The organism is Gaiella sp., assembly GCF_057140465.1.
Genome location: NZ_DBNHWK010000076.1, coordinates 1 through 7,186, shown reverse-complemented (window position 1 = coordinate 7,186; position 7,186 = coordinate 1). Strand labels below are relative to the sequence as shown.

General features: G+C 71.8%; 8 protein-coding genes. 3 read left to right on the top strand and 5 right to left on the bottom strand.

Annotation, left to right across the window (positions count from 1 at the left end):
* Nucleotides 1-14 precede the first annotated feature (14 nt).
* The gene (locus AC162C_RS11425; protein WP_484097661.1) at nucleotides 15-1,463 is read right to left on the bottom strand and encodes a gamma-aminobutyraldehyde dehydrogenase; all 1,449 of its coding nucleotides are present in this window, start codon (nucleotides 1,461-1,463) and stop codon (nucleotides 15-17) included.
* A 95-nt stretch (nucleotides 1,464-1,558) separates the two neighbouring features.
* Between AC162C_RS11425 and AC162C_RS11420 the strand changes: the two genes are divergently transcribed.
* The 3 genes from AC162C_RS11420 (at nucleotide 1,559) to AC162C_RS11410 (ending at nucleotide 4,195) form a co-directional block, all read left to right on the top strand.
* Nucleotides 1,559-2,773: a saccharopine dehydrogenase family protein gene (locus AC162C_RS11420; protein ID WP_484097660.1), complete on the top strand. Its 1,215-nt coding sequence runs from the start codon at nucleotides 1,559-1,561 to the stop codon at nucleotides 2,771-2,773.
* A gap of 89 nt (nucleotides 2,774-2,862) precedes the next feature.
* Nucleotides 2,863-3,120, top strand: coding sequence for a ubiquitin-like small modifier protein 1 (locus tag AC162C_RS11415; protein WP_484097659.1), 258 nt, complete (start codon nucleotides 2,863-2,865; stop codon nucleotides 3,118-3,120).
* A 4-nt stretch (nucleotides 3,121-3,124) separates the two neighbouring features.
* Complete coding sequence (locus AC162C_RS11410; protein ID WP_484097658.1) at nucleotides 3,125-4,195, top strand: WD40/YVTN/BNR-like repeat-containing protein; 1,071 nt, start codon at nucleotides 3,125-3,127, stop codon at nucleotides 4,193-4,195.
* A 65-nt stretch (nucleotides 4,196-4,260) separates the two neighbouring features.
* On the opposite strand, the gene AC162C_RS11405 is transcribed toward AC162C_RS11410, so the two are convergent.
* The 4 genes from AC162C_RS11405 to AC162C_RS11390 all read right to left on the bottom strand — a co-directional run.
* The gene (locus AC162C_RS11405) at nucleotides 4,261-4,662 is read right to left on the bottom strand and encodes a PPOX class F420-dependent oxidoreductase (protein ID WP_484097657.1); all 402 of its coding nucleotides are present in this window, start codon (nucleotides 4,660-4,662) and stop codon (nucleotides 4,261-4,263) included.
* Nucleotides 4,659-5,594 carry a quinolinate synthase NadA gene (gene nadA, locus AC162C_RS11400; protein WP_484097656.1) on the bottom strand — a complete coding sequence of 312 codons (936 nt, stop codon included), beginning with the start codon at nucleotides 5,592-5,594 and terminating at the stop codon, nucleotides 4,659-4,661. Before nadA ends, AC162C_RS11405 begins: the two co-directional genes overlap by 4 nt.
* Entirely contained in the window at nucleotides 5,591-6,421 is an 831-nt protein-coding gene (nadC, locus tag AC162C_RS11395; protein ID WP_484097655.1) for a carboxylating nicotinate-nucleotide diphosphorylase, read from the bottom strand. Before nadC ends, nadA begins: the two co-directional genes overlap by 4 nt.
* Nucleotides 6,412-7,186: FAD-binding protein (locus AC162C_RS11390; RefSeq protein WP_484097654.1), on the bottom strand; the 775-nt coding region annotated here is incomplete at its 5' end. The genes nadC and AC162C_RS11390, both read right to left, overlap by 10 nt.

The following is a 7,186-nucleotide window of genomic DNA, read 5'->3' as shown; positions in this document are numbered from 1 at the left end:
ACGACGGCCTCCGCTCACTGCGCGAGCTTCACGCAGACGTGCTTGATGCGGGTGTACTCCTCCATCGAGTAGATCGACATGTCCTTCCCGTAGCCCGACTCCTTGAAGCCGCCGTGCGGCATCTCGGACGTGAGCGGGAACAGGTGCTCGTTGATCCACACGGTGCCGAAGTCGAGCTTCGCGGCGACCTTCATCGCGCGACCGAGATTCTCGGAGAACACGGACGCGGCGAGGCCGTAGCGCACGTCGTTCGCCATCTCGACCGCGGCCTCGTCCGAGGCGAACCGCTGCACCGTGACGACGGGGCCGAAGACCTCGTTCTGCACGATGTCGGCGTCCTGCTCGACGTCCGCGACCAGCGTCGGCTTGACGAAGAAACCGCGGTCGCCGAGCGCCTCGCCGCCGGTCAGCACCGTCGCCTTCGCGTCGACGGCACGCCCGAGGAAGCCGAGCACCCGCTCCTGCTGCTCGGCGGAGATCACGGGCCCCATGCCGATCTCGTCGTCGGTCGCAGGGTCGCCGACGGTCAGCGACTCGACCGCCTTCACCGTCTCGGCGACCACGTCGTCGTAGATCCGCTCGCTCACGAGCAGCCGCGAGGACGCCGTGCAGTCCTGGCCGGAGTTGAAGTAGCCGCCGATCTTCACCGCCTCCGCGACCGTCGCCGGATCGGCGTCGTCGAGCACGACCATCGGGGCCTTGCCGCCGAGCTCGAGATGGACGCGCTTGACGGTCTGCGCGGCGTTGGCGGCGATCAGCTTCCCGGTCGCCGTGTCGCCGGTGAGCGACACGAGCGAGACCGCGGGGTGCCGGACGAGTGCGTCGCCGACGGGGACGCCGTCGCCCGTGACGACCTGGAGGACGCCCGGTGGCAGCACCTCCTGTGCGAGCTCGACGAAGCGGAGCATCGTCAGCGGCGTCTGCTCGGCCGGCTTGATGATCTGCACGTTGCCGGCGGCGAGCGCCGGTCCCATCTTCCAGACCGCCATGAAGAGCGGGTAGTTCCACGGGCAGATCCCGGCGACGATGCCGAGCGGCTCGCGGCGGATCATCGAGGTGTACCCCTCGACGTACTCGGCCGCCGACTTCCCCTCGAGGTTCCGGGCGGCACCGGCGAAGAAGCGGAGGTTGTCGGACATCACCCCGGGCTCGTCGACGGCCACCCACCACGGCTTGCCGACGTTCAGCGACTCGAGCCGCGCGAGCTCCTCGGCGTTCTCGTCGATCACGTCGGCGAGCGCGAGCAGGAGCTCCATCCGGTCCTTGGGCGTCTTGTCCTGCCACTCGGCCCAGGCCTTCTTCGCCGCCTCCACGGCGCGCTCGACGTCCTCCGTGGTGCCCCGCGGCACCTCGGCGATCACCTCGCCGGTGGAGGGGTTGAGGACCTCCATCGTCTCGCCGGACACCGACTCGACGAACTCGCCCCCGATGAACATCTTCTGCTGCGTGACCGAAACGCTCATACGCTCCCTCCGGTTCTCCTCCGATCTCGGCGCGAGCCTAGCACCGTGCGAACGCTGCTCACGCACACACGGCCGGCGTGCGGTAGAACCCGTCCATGCGCATCCTCGTCGTCGGCACGGGCGGCGTCGGCTCGGCGTTCGCGGCGATCGCGCAACGCCGCGACTTCTACGAGCGCATCGTCCTCGCGGACCTCGATCCCTCGCGGCCCCAGGCGGTGGTCGACGGCCTCGGCGAGCACGACCGCTTCGGCTCCGCCGGCGTCGATGCGAGCGACGAGGACGCGATCGTGCGCCTCATCGAGGACGTCAAGGCGGACGCGGTCCTGAACGCGACCGACCCGCGGTTCAACCCGCAGATCTTCGACGCCTGCCTGCGGGCACGCGTCACGTACCTCGACATGGCGATGACGCTGTCGGAGCCCCACCCGACGCGTCCCCACGAGGAGACGCACGTGAAGCTCGGCGACTACCAGTTCGCCCAGGACGAGAACTGGCGCCAGGAGGGCCTGCTCGCGCTCGTCGGGATCGGGATCGAGCCGGGCGCCGCCGACGTCTTCGCGCGCCACGCGGCCGACGAGCTGTTCTCCGAGATCGACGAGGTCGGGATCCGGGACGGGTCGAACCTCGTCGTCGAGGGCTACGAGTTCGCCCCCACCTTCTCGATCTGGACGACGATCGAGGAGTGCCTGAACCCGCCGGTGATCTGGGAGAAGGGGCACGGGTGGTACACGACCGAGCCGTTCTCCGAGCCGGAGGTGTTCGACTTCCCCGAGGGGATCGGCCCCGTCGAGTGCGTGAACGTCGAGCACGAGGAGGTGCTCCTCGTGCCGCGGTGGATCGACTGCCGGCGCGTCACCTTCAAGTACGGGCTCGGCCGCGAGTTCGTCGAGGTGCTCCGCACGCTCCACAAGCTCGGGCTCGACTCCACGCAGCCCGTGCGCGTGCGCGGCGTCGACGTGGCGCCGCGCGACGTCGTCGCGGCGACGCTTCCCGACCCGATGACGCTCGGTGACCGCATGTTCGGGAAGACGTGCGCCGGGACGCTCGTCACCGGCACGGGCAAGGACGGGCGGCCGCGGAAGACCTACCTGTACCACGTCGTCGACAACGAGTGGTCGATGCGCGAGTACGGCTCCCAGGCGGTCGTGTGGCAGACGGCGATCAACCCCGTCGTCGCCCTGGAGCTGCTCGACGAGGGCGCCTGGTCCGGTACCGGGGTGCTCGGCCCGGAGGCGTTTCCCCCCCAGCCGTTCCTCGACAAGCTCGCGGAGTACGGCTCGCCGCACGGGGCGCTCGAGCTCGAGCCCTAGGCCCCGCGACCGACTGGGGCGACCGGCTCCCCGGAGCGATCTGCCGTCGCCGCTCGTCGACGGCGTGCGGAGCGGGCTAGGATCGCCGGATGGCGGTCGTGAAGCTCCGCGCCCCGCTCTCGGAGCTGACGGGGAGCCGTGAGCACGCGCTCGACGGCCGCACCGTGCACGACGTCCTGCGCGCGCTCGAGCGCGCGTGCCCCGACGCCGCGGGGTGGGTGCTCGACGAGCGCGGACAGGTACGGCCGCACATCAACGTCTACGTCAACGGTGAGCCGGCAAGGGAGGAGACCGTCGTCGCGAGCGACGACCGGGTGCACGTCCTCCCGTCGATCACGGGAGGGTGAGCAGATGACCGAGCTCCTCGTCGGAACGCGCAAGGGCCTGTTCGTGCTGGAGGGGGACGAGGACGGGCCGTTCGCGGTCACGGCACGGGCGTTCGCCGGCGAGCCGGTGGAGTACGCGATGCGCGACCCGCGCACGGGCCGGACGCTGGCGGCGACGACGTCGCCCTTCTACGGGCCGAAGATCTGGGTCACGGACGACCCGGCGGGCGAGTGGCAGCAGGCGCACGGGGTCTCCCTCCCGGAGGGTGGCGAGGAGTCGCTCGCCCGGATCTGGGTGATCGTCCCCGGCGAGGAGGACGGGCTCCTCTACGCGGGCGGCGACCCGGGCGTGCTCTTCGAGAGCAGGGACGGCGGCGCGACCTGGCAGCTGAACCGCGGGCTCTGGGAGCACCCGACGCGGCCCGACTGGAGCCCCGGCAACGGCGGCCTCTGCCTGCACACGATCGTGCCGTGGCCCGGCGACCCGGGACGGCTGCTCGTCGCGATCTCGGCCGTCGGCGTCTGGCTCACCGACGACGGGGGCGCGACGTGGCGGCACTCGAACGAGGGGATCGTCCCGCGGTACCTGCCGGAGGACGCCCCCGCGAGCCCGATCGCACACTGCGTCCACGACGTGCGCCGCGCCGCCCGCCGCCCCGAGCGGCTGTTCATGCAGTTCCACGACGGCGTCTACCGCTCGGACGACGGCGGCGGGCACTGGATCGACGTCGCGACGGACACCGACCTCTCGTCGGACTTCGGCTTCCCCGTCTGCGTCGACCCGTCCGATCCCGACAGCGCGTACGTGATCCCGCTCGTCGGCGCGCTCGACCGCACGACGCCGGGAGGCGCGGTCACGGTGTGGGAGACGCGCGACGCAGGGGCGACGTGGCGGCCGCGGAGCGAGGGGCTCCCGCAGGAGGACGCGTACCTCACGGTGCTCCGGGAGGCGTTCGACACGGCGAGCGAGGGCGAGGCGCTCGAGCTCTACTTCGGAGCGACGTCGGGCGACGTCTTCGGATCGCGGAACGCCGGCGCGTCGTGGTTCACCGTCGCCGACCACCTTCCGCCGGTCTACTCCGTGCGCACCGCCTGACCGGCCGGCGGGGCGCCCCCGGGGGGGCGTGCCGGCCCGGGCCGGCACGACCGGCGACGGCGTCCCTACCCGTCGAGCCCGAGGGCGTCGACGCGCTCGAGGGCGATGCGCACCGTGACGCGGCGCTCACCGGGCCGGCGCCAGGGATAGGCGGCCTCGCCCAGGTACTTCGTCGCGAGACGGTCGATCTGTCCCTCCGCGCCTTCGTCGACGAGGGTCGCGACACCGCTGACCGACAGCCAGCGGAACGCGTTCTGCGGGTCGACCACGGTCAGCGAGACGCGCGGGTCGCGGGCGATGTTGCGCGTCTTGAAGCGCCCGTACGCGGTGTTGATGGAGACGCCGTCGTCGTCGACGTCCACCCAGACGATCGTCGAGTGCGGCGAGCCGTCGGCGCGGAGGTCGGTCACCACCCCCACGAACCGCTCCTCGAGGAATGCGCGCTGCGCCGGTGTGAGCCCCGTCACGAGATCGCCACCATCCGGTCGATCGCGCCGCGCGCCCGCTCGGCGATCTCCGCCGGCACCGTCACGACGTGCTTGCCGTCGCGGAGCGAGTCGCGCAGCTTCGGGAGCGTGATCATCTTCATGTACCGGCAGATCGCACTCTCGGAGAGCGCCTCGAAGCGCTTCTCGGGCGCCTCCTTCCGCAGCCGGTGGAGGATCCCCGTCTCGGTGGCGACGATGAACCGCTGCTTCGGCGACGCCTTCGCGAAGCGCACCATCCCCTCCGTCGAGAGGATGTGCGTGTTCTCGTTGCCGAAGGCCATGCACTGGCTCGCGCAGCCGCACTCGGGATGGACGAGGAACTCGGCGTCGGGCGCCTCGGCCTGGACGCGGACGATGTCCTGGGGCCGGATCCCGGCATGCACGTGGCACTCCCCCATCCAGATCCGGAGCGTGCGGCCGGTCACCTGCTCGAGCCAGAGGCCGAGATACATGTCCGGGAGGAAGAGGATCTCCTGGTCCTCCGGGATCGCCTCGATCACCGCCTTCGCGTTGCCGGACGTGCAGCAGTAGTCGGTCTCGGCCTTCACCTCGGCGGTCGTGTTCACGTAGGAGACGACGACGGCGCCCGGGTGCTCCGCCTTCCAGGCGCGGAGCTGGTCGGCGGTGATCGTCGCCGCGAGCGAGCACCCGGCGTCGAGGTCGGGGATGAGCACGGTCTTCTCGGGGCTGAGGATCGCGGCGGTCTCCGCCATGAAGTGGACGCCGCAGAAGACGATCGTCTCTGCGTCGGTCGCCGCTGCCTCGCGCGAGAGCCCGAGCGAGTCGCCGACGTAGTCGGCCACGTCCTGCACCTCGGGCACCTGGTAGTTGTGGGCGAGGATCACGGCGTTCCGCTCGGCGGCGAGCGCCCGTACCTCCTCCTGCATCGTTGCGACCTCTGCTGTGGTCATCGCACCTCCAGTGAGACGTCGAGTGAACGGGCGGAGTGCGTGAGCGCGCCGACGGAGATCTCGTCGACGCCGGTCTCCGCCACGGAGCGGATGGTTTCGAGCGTGATTCCTCCGGACGCCTCGAGCCGGGCCCGGCCCGCGACGAGCGCGACGGCGGCGCGGAGGTCGTCGAGGCTCATGTTGTCGAGGAGGATCGCGTCGACGCCGGCTGCGAGCGCCTCGCCGACCTGCTCGAGCGTCTCGCACTCGACCTCGATCGGGAGATCGGTCGTCTCGCGGGCACCCGCGACGGCGGCCGCGATCGAGCCTGCGGCGCGCAGGTGGTTGTCCTTCACGAGCACGCCGTCGTCGAGCCCGAAGCGGTGGTTCCGCCCTCCCGCGCAGGCGACCGCGTGCTTCTCGAGCGCCCGCAGTCCGGGTGTCGTCTTGCGCGTGTCGAGGATCGCCGCCCCCGTGCCCGCGACGGCGTCGACGTAGCGCCGCGTGAGCGTGGCGATGCCGGAGAGGCGGCCGACGAAGTTGAGCGCGACGCGCTCACCGGTGAGGATCGCCCGCGCAGCGCCGGTGACGCGGGCAACCGGAGCGGGCGCATCGAGCTGCGCCCCCTCGGCGACGAGCGCCTCGAAGCGGAGGCCCGAGTCGAGTGCGCGAAAGACCTCCTCGGCGAGCCAGAGCCCGCAGACGACGCCCGGCTCCTTGAGGAGGAGCTCGGCCGTCGCGACCGCGTCCCGGGAGACCGTCGCCTCGGTGGTGACGTCCCCGGTGCCGACGTCCTCCGCGAGCGCGGCGCGGACGGCGTGCTCGATCGCCTCCGCCGCTACAGCCATCGCTCGAGGACGGGCTCGGCGCCGGGCCGCAGGACGACGTGCCGCTCGAAGGCGTCGCTCGCGGCCGGGAAGTCCGCCCGGTAGTGGGACCCGCGGCTCTCCTCCCGGGTGAGTGCGGCCTTGGCGATCAGGCGGGTGAGCAGGTGCGGAGCGTCGAGCAGCCGGGAGAGGCCCTCGCCGGAGCGGATCAGGCCGCAGTCGCTCCACAGGCGGGAGCGGATGTCTGGCGTCACCGGATCGGCCGGGGGCGGGGTCGTCGGGTCGGGGAGACGGCTCGGCAGGCCCGGCAGCGCGAGCGCGGAGAGCGCCGCCCGTCGTCCGAACACGAGGCACTCGAGGAGCGAGTTGGAGGCGAGGCGGTTCGCGCCGTGGACACCCGTTGCCGCGCTCTCCCCCGCGACGTAGAGGCCCGGGAGCTCGCTCAGGCCGTCGAGGTCGGTGAGGACGCCCCCGACGGTGTAGTGGGCGGCCGGCGCGACGGGGATCGGCACCTGCGCCGGGTCGTAGCCCTCCTTCATGAGGTTGCCGATGAGCGTCGGGAAGCGTCCCCGGTCGATCTGGCGCAGGTCGAGGAGGACGGTGCCCCGAGCCGCGATCGCGCGGGCGACGACGTCCCGTGGTGCGAGCTCGTCCGTGAAGCGTCTGCCGTGCTCGTCCAGCAGGACGGCACCCTCGCCGCGGAGCGCCTCGGAGAGGAGGAGCGACGAGTCGACGAGGGTCGTCGGGTGGAACTGGACGAACTCGAGGTCGGCCAGCGCCGCGCCG